The sequence below is a fragment of the Amycolatopsis sp. NPDC089917 genome, assembly GCF_040684635.1.
Lineage (GTDB): Bacteria > Actinomycetota > Actinomycetes > Mycobacteriales > Pseudonocardiaceae > Amycolatopsis.
Genome location: NZ_JBFBGL010000005.1, coordinates 177,021 through 195,684, shown reverse-complemented (window position 1 = coordinate 195,684; position 18,664 = coordinate 177,021). Strand labels below are relative to the sequence as shown.

General features: G+C 64.0%; 15 protein-coding genes and 2 tRNA genes. 13 read left to right on the top strand and 4 right to left on the bottom strand.

Features of this window, described 5'->3' with window-relative positions; translation table 11 throughout:
• Positions 1-14: 14 nt before the first annotated feature.
• On the bottom strand, positions 15-707 hold the full coding sequence (locus AB0N89_RS06455) for a FadR/GntR family transcriptional regulator (protein ID WP_364200817.1): 693 nt from the start codon (positions 705-707) through the stop codon (positions 15-17).
• Positions 708-781: 74 nt separating this feature from the next.
• Between AB0N89_RS06455 and AB0N89_RS06450 the strand changes: the two genes are divergently transcribed.
• Together AB0N89_RS06450 and AB0N89_RS06445 are read left to right on the top strand one after the other, a co-directional pair.
• On the top strand, positions 782-1,411 hold the full coding sequence (locus AB0N89_RS06450) for a GNAT family N-acetyltransferase (RefSeq protein ID WP_364200882.1): 630 nt from the start codon (positions 782-784) through the stop codon (positions 1,409-1,411).
• Between the two features lie 158 nt (positions 1,412-1,569).
• Positions 1,570-2,331 carry a sulfite exporter TauE/SafE family protein gene (locus AB0N89_RS06445; RefSeq protein WP_364200815.1) on the top strand — a complete coding sequence of 254 codons (762 nt, stop codon included), beginning with the start codon at positions 1,570-1,572 and terminating at the stop codon, positions 2,329-2,331.
• A 48-nt stretch (positions 2,332-2,379) separates the two neighbouring features.
• On the opposite strand, the gene hisC is transcribed toward AB0N89_RS06445, so the two are convergent.
• On the bottom strand, positions 2,380-3,435 hold the full coding sequence (gene hisC, locus AB0N89_RS06440) for a histidinol-phosphate transaminase (protein ID WP_364200814.1): 1,056 nt from the start codon (positions 3,433-3,435) through the stop codon (positions 2,380-2,382).
• Between the two features lie 97 nt (positions 3,436-3,532).
• Here hisC and AB0N89_RS06435 point away from each other — a divergent pair, with 97 nt between their 5' ends.
• From AB0N89_RS06435 to AB0N89_RS06395, 9 genes are all read left to right on the top strand, one after another.
• Entirely contained in the window at positions 3,533-4,165 is a 633-nt protein-coding gene (locus AB0N89_RS06435; protein WP_364200812.1) for a dienelactone hydrolase family protein, read from the top strand.
• Positions 4,166-4,212: 47 nt separating this feature from the next.
• Entirely contained in the window at positions 4,213-4,692 is a 480-nt protein-coding gene (locus AB0N89_RS06430) for a hypothetical protein (RefSeq protein ID WP_364200810.1), read from the top strand.
• The gene (locus AB0N89_RS06425) at positions 4,692-5,834 is read left to right on the top strand and encodes a PPE domain-containing protein (RefSeq protein WP_364200808.1); all 1,143 of its coding nucleotides are present in this window, start codon (positions 4,692-4,694) and stop codon (positions 5,832-5,834) included. Before AB0N89_RS06430 ends, AB0N89_RS06425 begins: the two co-directional genes overlap by 1 nt.
• Positions 5,834-6,595, top strand: a complete 762-nt coding sequence (locus tag AB0N89_RS06420) for an ESX secretion-associated protein EspG (RefSeq protein ID WP_364200807.1) — start codon at positions 5,834-5,836, stop codon at positions 6,593-6,595. The genes AB0N89_RS06425 and AB0N89_RS06420 overlap by 1 nt, the downstream gene beginning before the upstream one ends.
• Positions 6,596-6,614: 19 nt before the next feature.
• Entirely contained in the window at positions 6,615-8,591 is a 1,977-nt protein-coding gene (locus AB0N89_RS06415) for an acetoacetate--CoA ligase (RefSeq protein ID WP_364200805.1), read from the top strand.
• A 31-nt stretch (positions 8,592-8,622) separates the two neighbouring features.
• Positions 8,623-10,278, top strand: a complete 1,656-nt coding sequence (locus AB0N89_RS06410) for a phosphatidylglycerol lysyltransferase domain-containing protein (RefSeq protein WP_364200880.1) — start codon at positions 8,623-8,625, stop codon at positions 10,276-10,278.
• 65 nt (positions 10,279-10,343) lie between these two features.
• Positions 10,344-10,433 (top strand) — tRNA-Ser (locus AB0N89_RS06405).
• Positions 10,434-10,475: 42 nt separating this feature from the next.
• Positions 10,476-10,549 (top strand) — tRNA-Arg (locus AB0N89_RS06400).
• Positions 10,550-10,743: 194 nt separating this feature from the next.
• Positions 10,744-11,694, top strand: a complete 951-nt coding sequence (locus AB0N89_RS06395) for a NaeI family type II restriction endonuclease (protein WP_364200878.1) — start codon at positions 10,744-10,746, stop codon at positions 11,692-11,694.
• 611 nt (positions 11,695-12,305) lie between these two features.
• Here the strand turns inward: AB0N89_RS06395 and AB0N89_RS06390 are convergent.
• Positions 12,306-12,968 (bottom strand): hypothetical protein, encoded by a 663-nt coding sequence (locus AB0N89_RS06390; protein WP_364200803.1) that lies wholly within the window; start codon positions 12,966-12,968, stop codon positions 12,306-12,308.
• A gap of 1,159 nt (positions 12,969-14,127) precedes the next feature.
• On the opposite strand from AB0N89_RS06390, the gene AB0N89_RS06385 reads away from it, so the two are divergent.
• Complete coding sequence (locus tag AB0N89_RS06385) at positions 14,128-15,546, top strand: transcriptional regulator (protein WP_364200801.1); 1,419 nt, start codon at positions 14,128-14,130, stop codon at positions 15,544-15,546.
• 62 nt (positions 15,547-15,608) lie between these two features.
• The gene (locus AB0N89_RS06380) at positions 15,609-17,369 is read left to right on the top strand and encodes a DEAD/DEAH box helicase (RefSeq protein ID WP_364200799.1); all 1,761 of its coding nucleotides are present in this window, start codon (positions 15,609-15,611) and stop codon (positions 17,367-17,369) included.
• Between the two features lie 8 nt (positions 17,370-17,377).
• Here the strand turns inward: AB0N89_RS06380 and dcm are convergent, their stop codons facing one another.
• Positions 17,378-18,646, bottom strand: a complete 1,269-nt coding sequence (dcm, locus tag AB0N89_RS06375; protein ID WP_364200797.1) for a DNA (cytosine-5-)-methyltransferase — start codon at positions 18,644-18,646, stop codon at positions 17,378-17,380.
• Between the last annotated feature and the right edge of the window lie 18 nt (positions 18,647-18,664).

Genomic DNA, 18,664 nt, shown 5'->3' with positions numbered 1-18,664 from the left:
CCATCAAGGAAGCGTTAATCCCGGGCCGTGTAGTCGTGGACCAGGGTCTTGGCGTCGAGCAGATGCCGGCGGGTGATGTCCCGTGCGGCCGCTGCGTCCGAACGTCGGATCGCTTCGAGGATCGCGCGATGCTCGTCGACGGCCTTGCGGATCTGGCCGGGGAGCCGCAGCGCCGCCCGCCGCTCCTCGCCGACCAGCGAGAGCACCGAACGCAGCAGATCGGTGACGTCGTCGTTCCCGGCGTTGCCCGCGATCACCCGGTGGAATTCCGCGTCGGCCGCGATCACGCGCAGCATGTCGCCGTCGGCCGCGGCCCGGTCCATCTCCTCGACGGTGCCTTCCAGTCGCTCCAGCACGCGCGGCGTGTGCTGGAGCGCGAGCCGCTCGGCCAGCGTCGGCTCGACGGTGGTCCGCAGGTCGAACAGTTTCTCGACCAGCTGCTCGTGCTCGGAGAACCAGCTCCGGAGCGGCCGCTCGTCGATGGTCTCGCGGACGTACGTACCCGAACCCGGCCGTACCTGCACGTAACCGATGGAATCCAGTACCCGCAACGCCTGCCGCAGCGAACCGCGGCTGATCCCGAGCTGTTCGCAGAGCGCCCGTTCGGCGGGCAGTCTCGACCCGGCGGGGAGCCTGCCCGAATCGATCATCGCGCGCAGATGATCGACGGTCGCACTCCACACCTGCTCGCGCTCGTCGTCGGCCACGGGCTCATCCTCGCAGGTTCGGCGGAACGCCCGGAAATGTCGGTGGAGGGTGTCATCATCTGACGATGACTGGGGTGGCAGGGCTGATCAAGGCATGGGTGCACGGCTGGGCGTTGTCCCGCGGCGTCGGGCTCCCGGTGGCCGAACCGGACGGCTACCGGCTCGATGTCGGGCGCCCGGGGCATCGCGTGAGATACGTGCTTTCGGACGCCGGATCGGTCGAGCGCCGGGCACGCGCGCTGACGGAGCCCGGCACTTGGCTGAAGGTGAGCGGTTCGCGTGAAGAGGTCCAGAAGACGGTTCCGCCGAGCTGGGAGGTCGGTCCACCGGAGTACCTGATGAGCGCTCCGCTCGCGTTGCGGCCCGTCATGGCCGCGCCCGAGCCGTACCGCGCGGAACTGGTCGGCGACGGCGTGGTCACCGACGTGGTGGTGCGCGCGCCCGACGGTTCGCGCGCGGCCACCGGCCGGGTCGCGATCGCCGGCGGCACGGCGGTGATCGACCAGGTCGTGACGGAGCCCGAGCATCAGCGGCGCGGCCTCGGCCGGTTCGTCATGCGCAGGCTCGACGAGGTGGCGGTCGCGGCCGGGGCGGAGCGTGCGGTCCTGGTCGCGACGGAGGAGGGACGGGCGCTGTATCTGACACTCGGCTGGACGGTGGACGCGGAGATCACCGCGGCCCATCTGCCCGAGTCGTCCGCCTGATCACGCGTGTCGTCCATCCAGTCACGCGTGATGTCCGGTGCGACACGAATCATCGCCCTCGGCTGAAAAAGACATAACGGACTCGCTGATTGTTCGACTAGACACATCCACAGCGCGAAAGGAGGTAACGGTGCTTAGGGTGCGCACGTGAGCGCTTTATGACGTGGTGGCACGCGGTAGTGATCTTCATCGCGGGGCTCTGGGCGGGCACCATCAACACGGTCGTCGGCTCGGGCACGCTGGTGACGTTCCCGGTCCTGGTTGCGCTCGGGTACTCGCCGCTGACGGCGACGACGTCCAATGCGATCGGCCTCGCGCCCGGCACGGTCAGCGGGGCGATCGGTTACCGCGACGAGCTCAAGGGCTACTGGCCCCAGGTCGCGAAACTCGCGGTGGCGTCGTTCTTCGGCGCGATCTGCGGGACGATCCTGCTGCTCTCGCTGCCGAAGGACGCCTTCGAAACCATCGTGCCCGCGCTGGTCGGGCTCGCGGTGGTGCTCGTGATCGTCCAGCCGCGAGTGGCCGCCTGGGTCGCGAAGCGCCGCGAGGAGAACGGAAAGGTCCACAAGATCGGGCCGCTCCTGCTGTTCCTGATCTTCCTGATCGGCATCTACGGCGGATACTTCACGGCCGCGCAGGGCGTGATGATGGTCGCCGTCATGGGGATGCTGATGTCGGAGTCGCTGCAACGGCTCAACGGCGTCAAGAACGCGCTCTCCGCCGTCGTGAACATCGTCGCCGGCGCGATCTACGCCTTCATCGCGCCGGTCAGCTGGCCCGTGGTCGCGCTGCTCGCGGTCGGGTCGACGATCGGCGGCCAGATCGGCGCGAAGATCGGCCGCAAGCTCCCGCCGAAGGTGCTGCGCGGTGTGATCGTAGTGGTCGGCCTCGCCGCGATGGTGCAACTGCTCCTCAAATAGGAACGGCCCGCACTCCGTCGACGAAATGCGGGCCGCTTCGAAGAGCCGTCAGCGCGGGAAGTCCCCGGCCGCTTCGAGGAAGAGGTCGTTCTCCTCGGGCGTCCCGATGGTCACTCGCGCGCCTTCACCGGCGAACGGGCGCACGATCAGCTTCCGCTCCAGCGCGTGCTCCGCGAACTCCGTCGTCCGCTCGCCCAGCGGCAGCCAGACGAAGTTCGCCTGCGTCTCCGGGACCTCGTAACCCTGGGCCACCAGCGCATCCCGCACGCGGGTCCGCTCCGAGATGATCTCCTTGCAGCGCTCCAGCAGTTCGTCGGCCGCGTCGAGGGAGGCGATGGCCGCCGCCTGGGCGATCATGTTCACCGAGAACGCGACGTAGACCTGCTTCAGCGCGACGGTGATCGCTTCCGGCGCCACCGCGTAACCCACGCGGAGACCGGCGAGGCCGTACGCCTTCGAGAACGTCCGCAGTACGGCGACGTTCTCGCGGCCACGCGCCAGTTCGACGCCGTCCGGCACCTCGGCGTCGGTCACGAACTCCTTGTACGCCTCGTCGAGCACGACGAGCACGCCCGAGGGGACGGCGTCGAGGAAGCGCTCCAGTTCCGCACGGCGCAGGACCGTCCCGGTCGGGTTGTTGGGGTTGCACACGAAGACCAGCCGCGTCTTCGGGGTGATCGCGGCGAGCATCGCGTCGAGGTCCAACCCGTGCCCTGCCGTGAGCGGGACCTTCACGCTGACGGCGTTCGCCACCTGCGTGACGATCGGGTACGCCTCGAACGAGCGCCACGGGAAGACGACCTCGTCACCGGGGCCGCACAGCGCCTGGATCATTTGCTGGCAAAGGGAAACCGAACCGCAGCCGATGGCGATCCGCTCGACCGGCTCGCCCAGTTCGCGCGACAGCCGTTCGACGAGCCCGGACGCCGTGATGTCCGGGTACCGGTTGATGCCCTGCACGGTCTCGGCTATGGCCTGCGCCACACTCGGCAGCGGCCCACCGGGGACCTCGTTGCTCGCCAGCTTGATCGCGCCCTGGATTGTCCGGCCAGGGACGTACTTCGGCAACGATTCGAGATCCGCACGCGGCGAAACAGGTGACATCTTCGGCGCTCCTACGTCTGGGGGACGGCTCCGACACCGTATCTTCCCGCGCGGGCGCAAGCTCCGAATATTTACCTAAGAGTGGTCTGATGGAGGAATGACCCTGACGACCACGGTGGAACACCGGCACGCCGACGGCCACACGCTGAGCCTGACCTTCGCCGAACCGGACGGCGTCGTCCGCGGCGGGCTCGTGGTGCTGCATGAAGAAGCTGAAGAGGTCGAAGAGGGTCTGGGGCTGCTCTTGGCCGGGCTCGCCGGCGAAGGCTGGCTCACCGTCACCCCGCACCTCGATCGCGACAACCTCACGCAGCAGGATCTGCTCGAAGCCACCGACGCGACGCTGTCCTGGCTCGGCGAACGCGGCGTCCAGGCGGATCTCGTCGGCGTCGTCGGTTTCGACCTCGGCGGGACGGCCGCGCTGGTCGTGGCGTCGAACCGCAGGCTGGGCGCGGCGGTCAGCGTCGGCGGGCAGGGCGTGACCGGGCTGCCGGTCCTCGTCGAGATCGCGGGACGGCTCACCAGCCCGTGGCTCGGCATGTACGGCGACGCGGGCGACGAGGCCGGAGGCGCCGAGGTCGAACAGCTGCGAGACGCGGCGGCGAAGGCGAAAGTCGCGACGAACGTCGTGCGCTATCCGGGTGCCAACCACCGCTTCGACGCCGACCCGGACGCCGCCGCGGAGGCCTGGCAGCGCACGCTGAATTGGTTCGACGCGCACCTGCGCTGACTCCATCCGCGCTAACATCTCCCTTGAATGTGACAGGGGAGGGTCGAATGGCACAGTCACCCAAGGTACCCGTGACGCCACAAGCCGCGTTCGGAGCTTCGGCTCCGGCGCTGGCTCCCGTGGCGGGTCAGATCCGGGACACCAAGACCGATGCCAAGAAGGGGACCGTCAAGGTCACCGAGGACGCGGCCAAGAAGCTCGTCGACGCGCTGCTCAAGGCGCGTCACGAGCTGAACGCGCTGATCAAGGACTCGACGGAGTTCAAGGCGCCCTTGAAACTGGGCGACAACTTCGTCGGGCACACGATGAGCGAGCGTTTCCAGGGCGCCGCGACCGACGGGACCGAAGCGGCCGTGCCCGTCCTCGAAGACTTCGCCGTGGTGCTCAAGGACTTCCAGCTGACCGTGATGGCGGCGCGCAAGATGTACGTCGCCGCGGATGAGGAAGGCCAGGAGCAGCTCGAACGGGTCGCCCGCCGGTTCGACATGCAGGACATCGTCGAACCCGAGCGGAAGGACGAGCGCTGATGCGCATCCTGCCCACGCCGTGGCCGCCGCCGGAACCCGAGCCCCGGCCCGGTCCCGATCACCTCGCCGCCGACATCGACTGGATGAGCTACTCGCACCGCGAGCTCTACGCGATGGTCCACGACGAGCTGGACCTGGCGAGCGCGGAAGCCGTCGCCGCGCAGTGGGCGAAGATCAGCGCGTTCCTCGACCGGGTCGGCACCGAACTCAGGGCGGCCATCGTCGCCACCGCCGACGGCTGGACCGGCGAGGGCGCGGACAGGGCCCGCGACGCCGCGATCAAACTCGTCGACTGGGCCGGGGAGACCGGCTGGCGCGCGGAAAACGTCGCGAACTGCGTGCGCCGTCAGGCGGACATCGCCGACACCGCGCGGCGCACGATGCCCGAGCCGCCGGGAGCCGCCCCTCGGCCGAAGCCGCCGGAGCGGCCCACACGTCGTCCGATCCCGGTTTCCGATTCGACGCAAGCCATGTCGGCCGCGCCGGCGCCGAATACCGGGTCGCAATCCGGTTTCGCCGACGCCGGGCGGATCGTCGCCGAACCCACCGACGAGAGCTCGCAGAACCTGCACCGCCAGGCCGCCGACGTGATGACGCGGATGCAGCGGAACTCCGGCGAGGTTTACGAGAACGTCCCCCGCTTCACCTCGTACGGCAAGCGGCCGCAGCTCCTCAAGACACCGGAAGAACCGAAGCCGGAACCGGAACCCAAGCCGGAACCCCCGGCGCCGCCGCCGGACGACTCGACCCACAGCAGCGCCACCGACGACGTCGCGCCGATCCAGGTGCGTGAGCCGGTCGAGGCACCGCGCTCACCCGGCGCGAGCAGCGGCGCCTACGTCCCACCGCCGCCCGGCGTCCCCGGCGGAACCCAGGAACAACTCGGGCAAGGCAACCGATCCGGCGTCGGCGGCTTCGGGCCCTCGGGGCAGCCCGGCCAGGTCGCCGGGACCCGGGCCGCGGCCGCCGGCATGGGCGGCTTCGGCGGGATGCCGATGGGAATGGCGGGGGCGCAAGGGCGGCAAGGCGAAGAAGACCGGCACAAGGCACCGGACTACCTCGTCGAGGACTCCGACGTCTGGGGCCTCAGCGGGAAAGTGACCCCGCCCGTCATCGGCGAAGACCCGAGGAGCGGGCGCTGATGGACTGGATCCGGCTGCACATCGGCGAGCTGTTCCTGCTCTGGTCGGCGCACGGACGCGACGAACTGCCGGCGGTGCTGGAGGTCCCGCACGTCGGACGGACGCCGGAGTTCCGCGCGGAACTGGTGGCCACGGCGAGCCGGACACTGTCGGAACGCGGCCTCGGCACGGTGGACGCCCCGGCGCCCGGGTTGATGGGCTTGCTGCACACGCTCGCGAACAGCGAACTGACGCTGGACCTGAGGCTCGACGGCGATCCGGCGTACCGGGCCGTCGGCTGCGTGTCCGATCGCGGCGCGGTCGCGATCGGCGTCTCGGGCACCGATGTCGAGCTGTCGGCACTGCGGGAACCGCTTGTCGCCGCGACCCTGCTGCAGGCGCTGCCGCCGTGCGAGCAGGGGCGGGGCCTCTCGGTGAACCTGCGCGTCGACGACTACACGGCCGCGTGCGAGGCGGGGGAGCGCGGCGGGCAGCCCGCGTTCTCCGACGTCCTGCGCGACGCCGGGCTGCGGGAACCCGAGATCATCGTGATGGTGCGGATCGCCACGCAGCGGATCGGCAGCGGGCGGCTCGGCGCGACCAGGAAGTCGTGGGAGGGCCGCTGGGAGCGCGGAGAGGGTACGTTGACCTGGGTGGACACCCCCGACGGCCGCTACGGGCTGCGCCGGGACCGGGGCTGGCTCACGATCACCCCGCTCGACGCCGCGCGGCTCAAGACGATGGCGTACGAGCTGTTCACGGGGGCTCGCCAGTTCGGTTAACGAGGGTTAACATCGCGGGGTGACGCACACCGCCGACGCCCCAGAAGTGCTCTGGCGCCCCGAGCCGAGCCGCCTGTCCGACACCAAGATCGACGCGTTCCGCCAGTGGCTGCGCACCGAACGCGGCGTGGAGGTCGACGACTACAACGCGTTGTGGGAGTTCTCCGTGCGACGCGGGCCGGAGTTCTGGTCCGCCGTCGGTGAATTCCTCGGCCTGCGCTGGCACGACCAGCCCGGCGAGGTCCTCACGGGCGAGATGCCGAACGCCCGCTGGTTCGAGGGCGGCACGCTGAACTACGCCGAGCACTCGCTCATGCCCGGCGTCGCGGGCGCCGCGAAGGCCGACGACGAGATCGCCGTGATCTTCCACCGCGAAGACGGCCTGTCGTCGCAGCTGACCTACGGCGCCCTGCGTTCCGCTGTCGCCTCCGCGCGGGAGGGACTGCGGAAACTCGGAGTGTCCAAAGGGGACAGAGTCGTCGCGCTGGCGCCGAACTGCCCGCAGACGCTGATCGCCTTCCTCGCCACCGCGAGCCTCGGCGCCGTCTGGTCGTCGTGCTCGCCGGACTTCGGCGTCCGCGCGATCACCGACCGCTTCGCGCAGATCGAGCCGAAGGTGCTGATCGCGGTCAACGGCTACGTCTACAATGGACGGTGGTTCGACAGTCGGTCGACGGTGAACTCGTTGCGGGACGAGATCTCCACGCTCGAAGCGACCGTGCTCGTCGACTACGCCGGTGGCCGCCTCGACGGCACGCTCGACTGGGACGCGTTGCTCGCCGAGAACGAGGGCGCGGAACTCGCGTTCGAACCGGTCGAATTCGGTCACCCGCTGTGGGTCCTGTACTCGTCGGGGACCACCGGCCTGCCGAAGGGCATCGTCCACGGCCACGGCGGCATCACCCTCGAACACCTCAAAGCTCTCGCGCTGCAAAGCGATCTCGGTCCGGGCGACCGGTTCTTCTGGTTCACCACCACCGGCTGGATGATGTGGAACTTCCTCGTCTCCGGCCTGCTGACCGGCACCACGATCGTGCTGTTCGACGGCAGCCCCGGCAGCCCGGACCTGAACGTGTTGTGGCACTTGGCCGAACAGCACCGCGTCACCTACTTCGGCACGTCGGCGCCGTACATCCAGAGCTGCCTGAAGGCCGGCATCAAACCGGCGGAACGGTTCGACCTGACAGCGTTGCGCGCCTTGGGATCCACCGGCGCGCCGTTGAGCGTCGAAGGTTTCCGCTGGATCGTCGACGAGGTCGGCAAACGCGTCCAGATCTGCTCGGTGTCCGGCGGCACGGACCTGTGCGCGGCGTTCGTCGCGTCGGCCCCGGACGTCCCGGTCTGGCTGGGCGAGCTCTCGGTGCGCGCGCTCGGCGCCGCCGTCGCCGCCTTCGACGAGGACGGGAAACCGGTGGTGGAGACCGTCGGCGAACTGGTGATCACCCAGCCGATGCCGTCGATGCCGGTGTTCTTCTGGAACGACCCGGACGGCTCGCGGCTGCGCGAGGCGTACTTCGAGATGTACCCGGGGATCTGGCGGCACGGCGACTGGATCCGGATCACCGGCCGCGGCTCCGCGGTCATCTACGGGCGCAGCGATTCGACGCTCAACCGTGGCGGCGTCCGGATGGGCACCGCCGAGTTCTACCGGGTCGTCGAGTCGTTCGACCAGGTCGCGGACTCGCTGGTGATCGACACGTCGGCGGCGGGGAACGAGGACGGGCAGCTGCTGTGCTTCCTCGTCCTGGCCGACGGCGCGTCGCTCGACGAGGTCGAACCCGCCCTGCGCAAGGAGCTGCGCGGCGCCCTCTCGCCGCGGCACGTGCCCGACCGGTTCGTCCAGGTGAGCGAGGTGCCCCGGACGCTCAACGGGAAGAAATGCGAGGTCCCGGTCAAGAAGATCCTTTCGGGGGTTTCACCTGACCGCGCCGTCAGCCGGGATGCGCTGCTGAACCCCGACGCCCTTGTACCGTTCGTGGAGCTGGCAAGGAGCTAAACGGGGGCGGAACTTGGCGGGCGCTTGGCGGGTGGCGGGTGCCACCTCGGTAGGGGTGATCACCTGGGTCACGCGGCTGGCCGGACTGCTGGCCCTGGTCTCGGTGCTGGTCCCGGCCGGGCGGCGCACCCTGCGCGGACGCGTCGCCGTATGGCTGGAACTGCCGCACGAGGCCACGGTCGGCGCGGCGACGGTCGCGCTGGTGACCGGGGTGCTGCTGATGCTGCTCGCCACCGGCCTCAAACGGCGCAAGCGCCGTGCCTGGCAACTGGCGGTCGCCGCCGCGGCGCTGCTGACGGTGTCGCACCTCGGGCTGCGGCACGTCCTCGGCCCGGGGCTCGTTTCGCTCGCGCTGCTGATCGCCCTGATCGCGACGCGGCGGTACTTCATCGCGCTCCCCGATCCGGTGACCGGCCGGTGGCGCGCGGTCCGGGTCTTCCTGCAACTGACGCTGGCCGGGGTCGCGATCAACTTCGTGCTGCTGTCGGTCGCGCGGGCGGTGGAACCCCTGGACGTCGGCGACCGGCTGGCGCACTCGGTGCTGGCCCTGGTCGGCGTCAGCGGTCCCGCGGTGTTCCGCGCGCTGTGGCTGGAGGACCTGTCGGCGGCGGTCGGCGTGCTGTTCGGCATCGCCGCGGTCCTCCTGGCGGCGTACTTCCTCCTCCGTTCGGCCGAACCCGCGCCGAGACTGACCGACGACGAGGTCGAACGGCTCAGGGCGCTGCTGGACGAGCGGGACTCGCTGGGGTACTTCGCCCTGCGGCGGGACAAGTTCGTGGTCTTCTCGAAGTCGGGGAAGGCCGCGGTGACCTATCGCGTGATCGCCGGTGTCGCGCTGTGCTCGGCGGACCCGCTCGGCGACCCGGAAGCGTGGCCGGGCGCGATCGAGGAGTACCTGGACGTCTGCCGCCGGTACGCCTGGACCCCAGCGACCATGGGCTGCTCGGAACTGGGCGCGACCGTCTTCGCCCGCTTCGGGCTGGAGGTGCTCGAGATCGGCGACGAGGCCGTCGTCGACACCGAGACCTTCACCCTCGAAGGCCGCGTCATGCGCGGAGTCCGCCAAGCCGTCTCACGCACGAAGCGCGCCGGCTACACCGTGCGCGTCCGGAAAGCCGAGGACCTGTCTTTGAGGGAGCTGGAAGAACTCCGCGCCCTCGCCGCCACCTGGCGCGGCACCGACACCGAACGCGGCTTCTCGATGGCCCTCGGCCGCATGGGCGACCCGGGCTCGGTCCTCGTCACCGCCGAACACGACGGCCGGGTGCGCGGCGTCCTCCAGTTCGTCCCCTGGGGCGAGAAGGACCTGTCCATGGACGTCATGCGCCGCGACCGGACCGCCGACAACGGCATCAACGAGCTGATGATCTCCGAACTCCTCCTGACCACCCCCGCGCGGCACGTCTCCCTGAACTTCGCCGCCTTCCGCGCGGTGCTGGAGCAAGGCCAACGCATCGGCGCCGGCCCCGTCGCCCGCCTGTCCGCCCGGACGCTGCGATTCTTCTCACGTTGGATCCAGATCGAGACCCTCTACCGCTTCAACGCCAAGTTCCAGCCCCGCTGGGTCCCGCGCTACCTGGCCTACCCCGCGGCCCGCGACCTCCCCCGCGTCGGCATCGCCGTCTTCGAAGCCGAAGGACTCGGCGGTCGCCCATACGGCCTGCTCAGAGCGTTGCGACGGGTCTAAGGGGGGTCCCTTTCGCGGGGGTTCGCGGGGTGTGTAACCTATTTGAGCAGTGGTCGTTGGGCCCAGGAGGCTTCGCCTAGTCTGGTCTATGGCGCCGCACTGCTAATGCGGTTGGGGGTAACCCCCCCTCCCGGGTTCAAATCCCGGAGCCTCCGCTGGTGCCTGTTCCGGCAGGTGCTAGATTAACAACTGAACAAGCGCCCGTAGCTCAGCTGGATAGAGCATCTGACTACGGATCAGAAGGTCAGGGGTTCGAATCCCTTCGGGCGCACGTCTGGTTGAGACAGCACTAAGGCCCTCCCGTTCGCGGGAGGGCCTTTTTGTCTGTCCTGTAACTCCTGGACCGAGCACGTGTCACTGGTGCAACATGTGCTCATGGTCGCCAGATGTGCTTCTGCCACTGGGCCGGCATCGGCGATGAGGTTGAGCACTTAAGTGCAACGAGGGGACATCGGCTTGTTCGACATGGTTCTAGAGGGTCCGCCTGGACGAGGAGACGACCCAGAACTTGACGCAGTAACCGATAGACTTTATGAACATGATCCATCCGGTGACCGTGTCGCCAAGGTCCTCAGAGAAACAATTGACCAGCTTCTTGACGGGCGTCGGAGCGGTCGATGGGACTACGTGCAGCTCCATAAGACCGAAAAGACCCACATGGGCACTCTGGTCGAGATCAACCTGCACCGTGAATTCGACTTCGCTGATGGAGTGGCTACCGACTATCGGATCGCTGGCCACGATGTGGACTGCAAATTCTCCCAGCGGATTGGCGGCTGGGAGATGGGTCCTGAGATGGTCGACCAGCTCTGCTTGGTGATCTGGGCAAGCGACCTGGAGAGCAAGTGGCGAGCCGGTCTTGTCCGGGCCAGGCAAGACCGGTTGCGCCTGAGCACAAATCGAGATGCGAAGCGCCGCCTGTCGGAGCGCGGTGTCACCGAGATCAGATGGCTGTGGTCATCGCATGGTGACCTCGCTCCGAACGTACTACTGCACCTTGATCCGGAGAAGCGGCGACGGATCATGGACGCGCAGGCAAGACGTGGCGATCGGCATGCGCAAGCACGGTTGTTCCAACTGTGCCGAGAGGTGCAAAATCAGATAATTACCCGGGCCACCGTTGAGACAGTGGGGTGGGGCCTGGATGATCCGTTGAAACGAATGCGCAGCAATGGCGGCGCCCGCGATGCGCTTCGTCCTGAAGGGTTGCTTGTACTCGGCCATCAGGACAACGATCCTGGAGTTGCGTCTGCGTTGGGACTTCCGGTTCCGCAAAAGGGACAGTTTGTAGTCACACGGGTTGTGCCCGCGGACAACGACGAGGGGCTGCCGGTGGCTTCGATACAAGGTCAGCTGTGGCGGAAGGCAGCACCCGGTGATCCGCTGCACCCGGCTCCAATTGTTCCCCGCAGCTAGGTCACATGGGTTAGATGGTCGCCTAATGTCCCTGCCGACCTGGGTAACAAACAATATTAGCCAGGCCGGCAGGGTAGTAATTAACCGCAATGCGAAGCAGTCTCGGCTAGCTCAGTAGCCAGATGATGAAGGCGACGAGCGCCGATCCGGCCCCGGAGGCAAGACCCTTGACGAAGTGCGTGCAAGCAAGTTGCCACCACCGGCGCCATCCGGTGGGCTCGGGACGCCCGCTCCCACCAGTAGCTTCGCTGGAAGTCAGCCTTCCCGACCGTGTGACTCGTGCCGGACGGCCACCCGAAGAAGGGCGGCGACGTTTACTATTCATGTAGGGACTCCTTGTCCACGGCAGTAGGCGGGGGTTCTGAAGGGGGAGGGCCCTGCCGGCCTTGGTTCCTAGGCCTGCCGGTCGGGCCTTCCTCTGGTATCTCGGTCTTCGTGAGTGCATATCGCTTTCCTCAATCACGTATTGTTGATCACCAGCACTGCGAGTTACTGACGGTCGTACGAGGGAGGACCTCGCGCGACAAGCGCCAGGTCAGGGCGGACACAGCGGCTTCAGGCCGTGTTCCGACTGTCACCTGATGTAGCAAGGACGACGCTCCGCGCAAAGATCACCTGCCTTCCAAAAGTAAGAGTGCGTTGTCGGTCAGCCCGACGCCGAGGAGTTCGCTGATGATGTCTAGCCGATCTTGCGGGCTGCGATTCCGTGCGCTCTGCAAGACCACATCAGCGGCGTCAGAGTGGCCAGCCTCTACGAAGTACGACACAGCCCCCGCTACTTCCTCAGCGGTCACTTCGGAACCGGTTGCCCAGAGAACACTGGAAACGTCGTGCAGGTGTCCGTTCTCGATGTAGGACAAGACCTCGTCGAGCCCTGGCGGCGGCGCAGGTGTGCTCATCGCGTTGCGCCGGTCCTTCTCTGTCGTCACGCCGTTGCGCCGGTCCTTTCCCTGCTGGTCCGTTGCCGATGGTGGCCGCACTTCCACCAGCGCACCATGGCAGTTAGGGCAAAGCCCCAGCTTGGCGGCGGCTCGGAGCTCGAGAAGATGCTCAAGAGTGAACGGCATTGTGGTGAGCACGCCATGTCTTGAAACATCCCGTTGCGCCTCCTCGTACATCAAGATCAAAGTGGCGATCGCTGGGAGCCGCCGAGCGTTGTAGTAGTGCGAGAGTGATGCGTCAGAGACTCCAAGCCGCTTGCTTACCGCAGCGATAGTGCTTGAGTGGAAGCATTTATGCAGGTCAGTGAGAGCCTCGGCGAAAGCCGCAGCCATGGGCGTAGTCCCGTTCGGGTATCTGCCTCCCACGCGTCCTATCGGTGGCATCCCCCTCGATCAACCCCTTCCCCGAAGAGTCGCGTACAGCCCTTCGCAGCGAAGGGCTGTACGCGACTGTAGGGCATCGACGTCATTAATGAGGCAGCGACTGGCTCAAAAATCTCGATTTTCTTGCGGCGGCGAAAATCTGCCCGTGATTCCGATCTGTCGCAATGGATCGCAATGGATCGCGATATATCGGAATTGCGCCGCCGGTCTCTACAATCGGTGTAGTCATTACAAAAGATGTAGGGACGCTTGAATGGGTGGGCTCGGTGAAGCTTCTGTGTTACAAAGGAAGTTCAGCTGTCATGGTCCACTGGCTTGCAGTGTGACCTGCCAGTGAAGTTGGCACAGAAGGGCTTTACACGTGCTCCCGTCGTGGAAAGATCATGAGCTTGGGACGATGAAGCGAGTCGCCCTATGGCTTCTCGCAGAAGTCGGCGAGGGAAATAAATTTACGAAAGAGAGGCTAAGGAGGGACTTTCCTGGCGTCTCTCAGATTGACAGAAGAATGCGGGATCTTCGAAAGTTTGAGTGGCAGATTGACACCAATCGTGAGGATCTGACCCTCGATCCTCACGAGCACTGCTTTGTCAAGGCTGGCCTTCCCGTCTGGGAGCGAGGCGTTGTGCTTAGTCAGCGAGCAAATTCTGCTATCGGTGCCGCAATGCGCAGAGAGGTACTTGCGGCCGATGGCAACATGTGCCGGTCGTGCGGTATTACACCTGGCCATGCCTATGTCGGCACTCATGAGATGGCTCAGCTCGATGTCGCTCGACGGCAAGTTGTCACGCCGGCGGGAGTCGAAGTGCAGCTAGTGACTGAGTGCAAGCGGTGCAGGGTAGGCGGGCGTGGCCTTGAAGCCAACCTGGATGACGTCCTGCGAAACCTGTCTTCCCTTGGGGCTATAGAACGCCGCCTGCTGGCCAGCTGGGTCAAGGCGGATCGCAGAGACTTTAGCCGGATTGAGGAGCTGTGGTGTGACTACCGGTCCTTGCCGGCCGAAGCTCGTTCTAAAGTCCAGGAGGCACTAGGCCTTGGCTAGGACGTACTAAGCTACGACTTCAGCAGGCTGCACTGCTGAACCAGAGCGACTTCGTATCGGGAGAGAGTAGTGACTAAAGACTACGGTCGGCCGCCACGAGCTGAAGAGAACCGCGCGCTGATCGAGAGTCGACTAGCAGAAGTAGCTGCCGGCGCTGGCGTGCACGAGACCGTAACTGTTGACTGGCGTAGCCGACCAACACATCTAGATGTTATCGAGATGCAGGTAGGCGATCTGTACTACAACCCAGCTACTCACAGGATTCGCGCCCAACGTAGTCATGACAGTTCGCGAAGTGACTTGCTCGAAGTAGACCCGTGGAGTCAGGGAAGTCAAGAGTACCTAGACTTCTTGCTTAAAGCCTTGCCGTCGGATCTATCAAAAATTGACCCAGTTTTTACTGGGTTGGCTACGAGTCTGAATGATTACAAACAAAGTGATCCTGGGCTGATCACCCGAGATGGTGTACTTGTAAACGGCAATACGAGGCGCGCGGCCCTACTCCAGATTGGCGGGCCAGGGCAGCGCATGCGTGTCGCGGTTCTGCCTGAGTCGTGCACTTGGGCCGATGTAAGCGACGTTGAGCTGTCACTGCAGCTCCGAAAGACTCATCATCGAGAGTACTCTTACATCAACCGGCTCCTGGCTATTGACGAACTGGCCAAACAGGGGATGCCAACTAGTGTGATCGCGACAACATTTCGCACTACAACGGCTGCTTGTGAGCAGGACCTGTGGGTACTCAGGTGTATTGAATCGTTGGTCGAACGCAGTGAGGCTCAGGGCGCTCGCCTGCCGATGTTTGCGTTCGAAGACAAAACTGAGAAGCTTAAAGAGTTATATCGCCGGTACTTAAAAGACCTCGCTATTGACCCAGAGATGGCGGAGCTAGTAAAAGAGTATCGCCTAGCTGCTATCACTCTAGATTTTTCGAAGACCGACGTTCGTCTGATTGAAGATGATTTCCAGCAGCGGTATCTGTCCAAGCATCTTCCTGAGGCGTTGAATGAGCAAGATGGCGGTCATGAATCTGTTTCTATCCCCGGGCTGAACCGAAAAGTTAAAGGTGCATCAAATGCCCTGGCCTCTGTCAGAAAGCTGACCGATACAGCTTTGCGGGCAAAGGCTGCCGAAGCATCTGATCCCGGTCTCCGGGACCCTGCTGCCGCTGAGGCAGCGCACGCTGGGCAAGAACTTCGTGTTGCAATGGAGAAAGCTCTGATGCCGGCGGGCAAGGATGCTCGGGTGCGAAAGCGGAAGCAGGCAGCTCCTACGAGGCTTCTGGATGCTTGCCAGGATATCGATCAATGTGTCACTGACCTGGTTATGTCTCGGGGGTCCAGAAGTCTGGACGAAGAATCGTTTGACGAAGCGGTCATCAAATTGAGGAGCAGTTTAGAACGGCTTGCCCTAGAAACTCGACGCACAGTTTCCGCTTCTGGCGATGGAGTGGACTGGCTTACCGCAGCCTTCTATTCGGGGTCTTAATGACTGTTAATCCGGAGACAAGCTTATTTATTGGATTTGATGTAACTCGGACTCAAGCCCTGTTGCGTGCACGGGATGACTTTATCCCCGCGTTGGGGCGACTGCTTGAACGTTTCCCGGCGGGACGGTTCTCGGACAAGACGGCTGTGGTTGTTCCTGTCGATGAATTTCTTGTTGGACTTGAGGCCTTAGCCGCTTGGCCTGAACCGGAAACAGTCGCCTGGGATGCGGCGTTTCAAGCAACCGTCGAGGAGATGCTTGACGATGCTGAAGACGCTGATAAGCAGCTGCATGGTGATGTGCAACTCGGAGTTGATCCGAGTGAAGTTGACGGGCTTCTCGGTCCAAACTGGTGCGGTGCGCTGACTGACTTTCAGCGTCGGGATGTGGCCCGGCTGATATCACTTGGGCATAGCGCAAATTTTAGTGTTCCTGGCGCAGGTAAGACCCGGGTGGCCTTGGCGGTCTTCGCGGCGATGCGCGAAAAGGGAAAAGTTGATCGTCTGTTAGTGGTGGGTCCAAAGGCTGCATACGAAGCGTGGATATACGAGGCCAGGATTTGTTTCAAACGACCGCTTGAAGTCAAGGTTGTAACCAATCGATTGCCAAGTTCGGCGGATCTGCTTTTAGTGAACTATGAGCGCTTGAATCCTTCCCTGGCTGGTTTCGCTAAGTGGTTGCAAGAGTCTCCGGGAATGATGATCCTGGACGAAGCGCACAGGATGAAATTGGGTGCTGCCGGGGTTTATGGAGGTGCCTGCATGGCACTCGGACCCTTGAGTCGAGTAAGGATGATTCTTAGCGGTACGCCAGCGCCTAATGGTGCAAAAGACCTTGAGAGCCTTTTGGCATTTGTCTGGCCAGGCCGCGGCCGCCGGGTAGTTCGGCAGGCAGTTGGCGGGGGAGACCTCGGCTATGCGAGTAGTAGATTGAGGCCGCTCTATACGCGAACGACAAAACAAGAACTGGGTCTACCTCCGGTTACGACGCGTGTTCGCAAGATTGAAATGTCGCCTTTGCATCGAGAGATATACGATGCGATGGTCGGCCAGTTCACTGCTCGTGCTGAGCGAAATCGCAACGACTTTGAATCCTTGGGAAGAGCGGTTCTTAGGCTATTGATGGCAGCGACAAGTCCTGCGCTTCTTGTGGAGGGTGCGACGAAGTACGAGCCGCTCTCTTTTCAAATTCCACCTTTAGAAGTGAATGAAGGCGAGCCGCTCTATTCCTTGCTTAGGGATTTGTCAAAGTATGAGATACCCCCCAAGTATCAGGAAGCTCTGACTATCGTTGCCAATAATGCGAAAAGAGGGTTAAAGACGCTGGTGTGGGCTAGTTTTGTGCGCAGCATAAAGTCTCTGGAGGTGCTCTTTAGAGATTTTAGTCCAGCTGTCGTGCATGGAGGCACGGTGGATCGATCCGAGCAACTTCGTTTATTTCGCGACGACCCAGCATGTGCGGTCCTTATTTCAAATCCGGCTACCCTGGGCGAAGGGGTTAGCCTGCATCAGGTGTGCCATGACGCAATCTATGTGGACCGAGATTTCCAGGCGGGTCGATTCCTGCAGAGCCTTGACCGTATTCACCGGCTAGGTCTTGCGCGCGATACAGAAACCAGGGTGACAATACTCGAGGCTCAAGGCAGTATTGATGAGATTGTGGCGATGCGCTTGAAGGAGAAGCTTGAGTTTATGGGTCAAATTCTGGACGATCCCTCAGTTCGGAAGCTGGGCGATCCTGAGGACGAGATTGCGCTCGCGGGTGGCCTGGATGCAGCGGACATACAGGCCATTATTGGCCGAGTCGGTGCGACCCGGCCGTAGCTGGATGACTAGCTGATCTTTGCCCGGCTCTTCAAGAACACGGCGTGCCGGTCATGGTCGTCCTGCCCCGTGAAAGCCTTGAAATCTCCGAGCTTGTGCTTGGTTACGCCGTTGTCGGAGATGGTTTCTACAACGAAATCTTTCTTCAGTCTGGCTATGCTGAGCTCAACTTCTGGGATGTCGATCAGTTTCTCGCCGGAATTTTGAAGATGTTCGACTTTGACGAAGTCTCCCACTTCTTTAAGGGCCTTGTAGATTGGGTCGTGTTCGACTGGTTCGCGTACGACCTTTTTCCCTTTTTTGCTGAGTGCGTTCTTGATGGACCGTCCGACAGCTTCTGCGACTGGCGGAGGGAAGGCGTTGCCGATTTGCCTGTACTTGGATGTCTTGGGTCCCTCGAAGGTCCATTCCCCTTCATCGGGGAAGCCTTGAAGTCGTGCGACCATTTCTGTGGTCAGCTTGGGGCCGCGGCCGTCGAGAGAATACTCATCTCTAGGGCCAGGAACGTCGTTGGCAACACCATGCGCGTCCACCCAGAGTTCATGCCATGCTCGCTTGGCTCGGGTAGGGCCAAGGTCGGCGCCGCCATGCTTCTTGGATCCACCCACGATTGTGGGAGCGATCTTATTGGCGCGTTCTACCCACTCGTCGATCTGTCCCCATCCTCGCGTTCCCATGAGGTCCTTGAGAGATTCACCGACTGTAGGTGCGTTGAGGAGCGGCTTCGGCCACCTGAAGTAGTCCGCGTACTCCTCTCGGAGCGCCACCAGGACAAAACGAGGACGCAGTTGTGGGACGTTAAAGTCGGAAGCATGGAGAAGGCGCCACTCGGCGACGTAGCCAAACGATGTTAGACGATCAAGTACATGCTGCCGGTATCCGGAGAAGCGCGGCATGCTCAGCCCACGGACGTTTTCGAGGAGCAAAGCGCGCGGTTCCACGGTCTCTACCTGCTCGATGGTCCAGGCGAAGAGGTCTCGCTCGTCATTGGCTCCAAGCTGCTTGCCCGCGATCGTGAACGGGGGGCAAGGTACGCCGCCGGCGAGCAGGTCGATCCCCTTGTAGTCGTGAGGCTTCCAGATCTCTGGGTCCGCCACGTCGCCCGTCTTGACCTCGTCCAGAGTGAAACCACTGTTCTTGAGGTCACTGTTGGTTTTAAGGGTCTTGGAAGCGTTCTGATCTAGCTCGACCGCGAGAGTGTGATGGAAGCCGGCGTTGTGCAGGCCGAGGGCCTGGCCGCCAGCGCCAGCACAGATCTCGACAGCGTTGAGCTTCATGTCACTTAACCTTCCAGG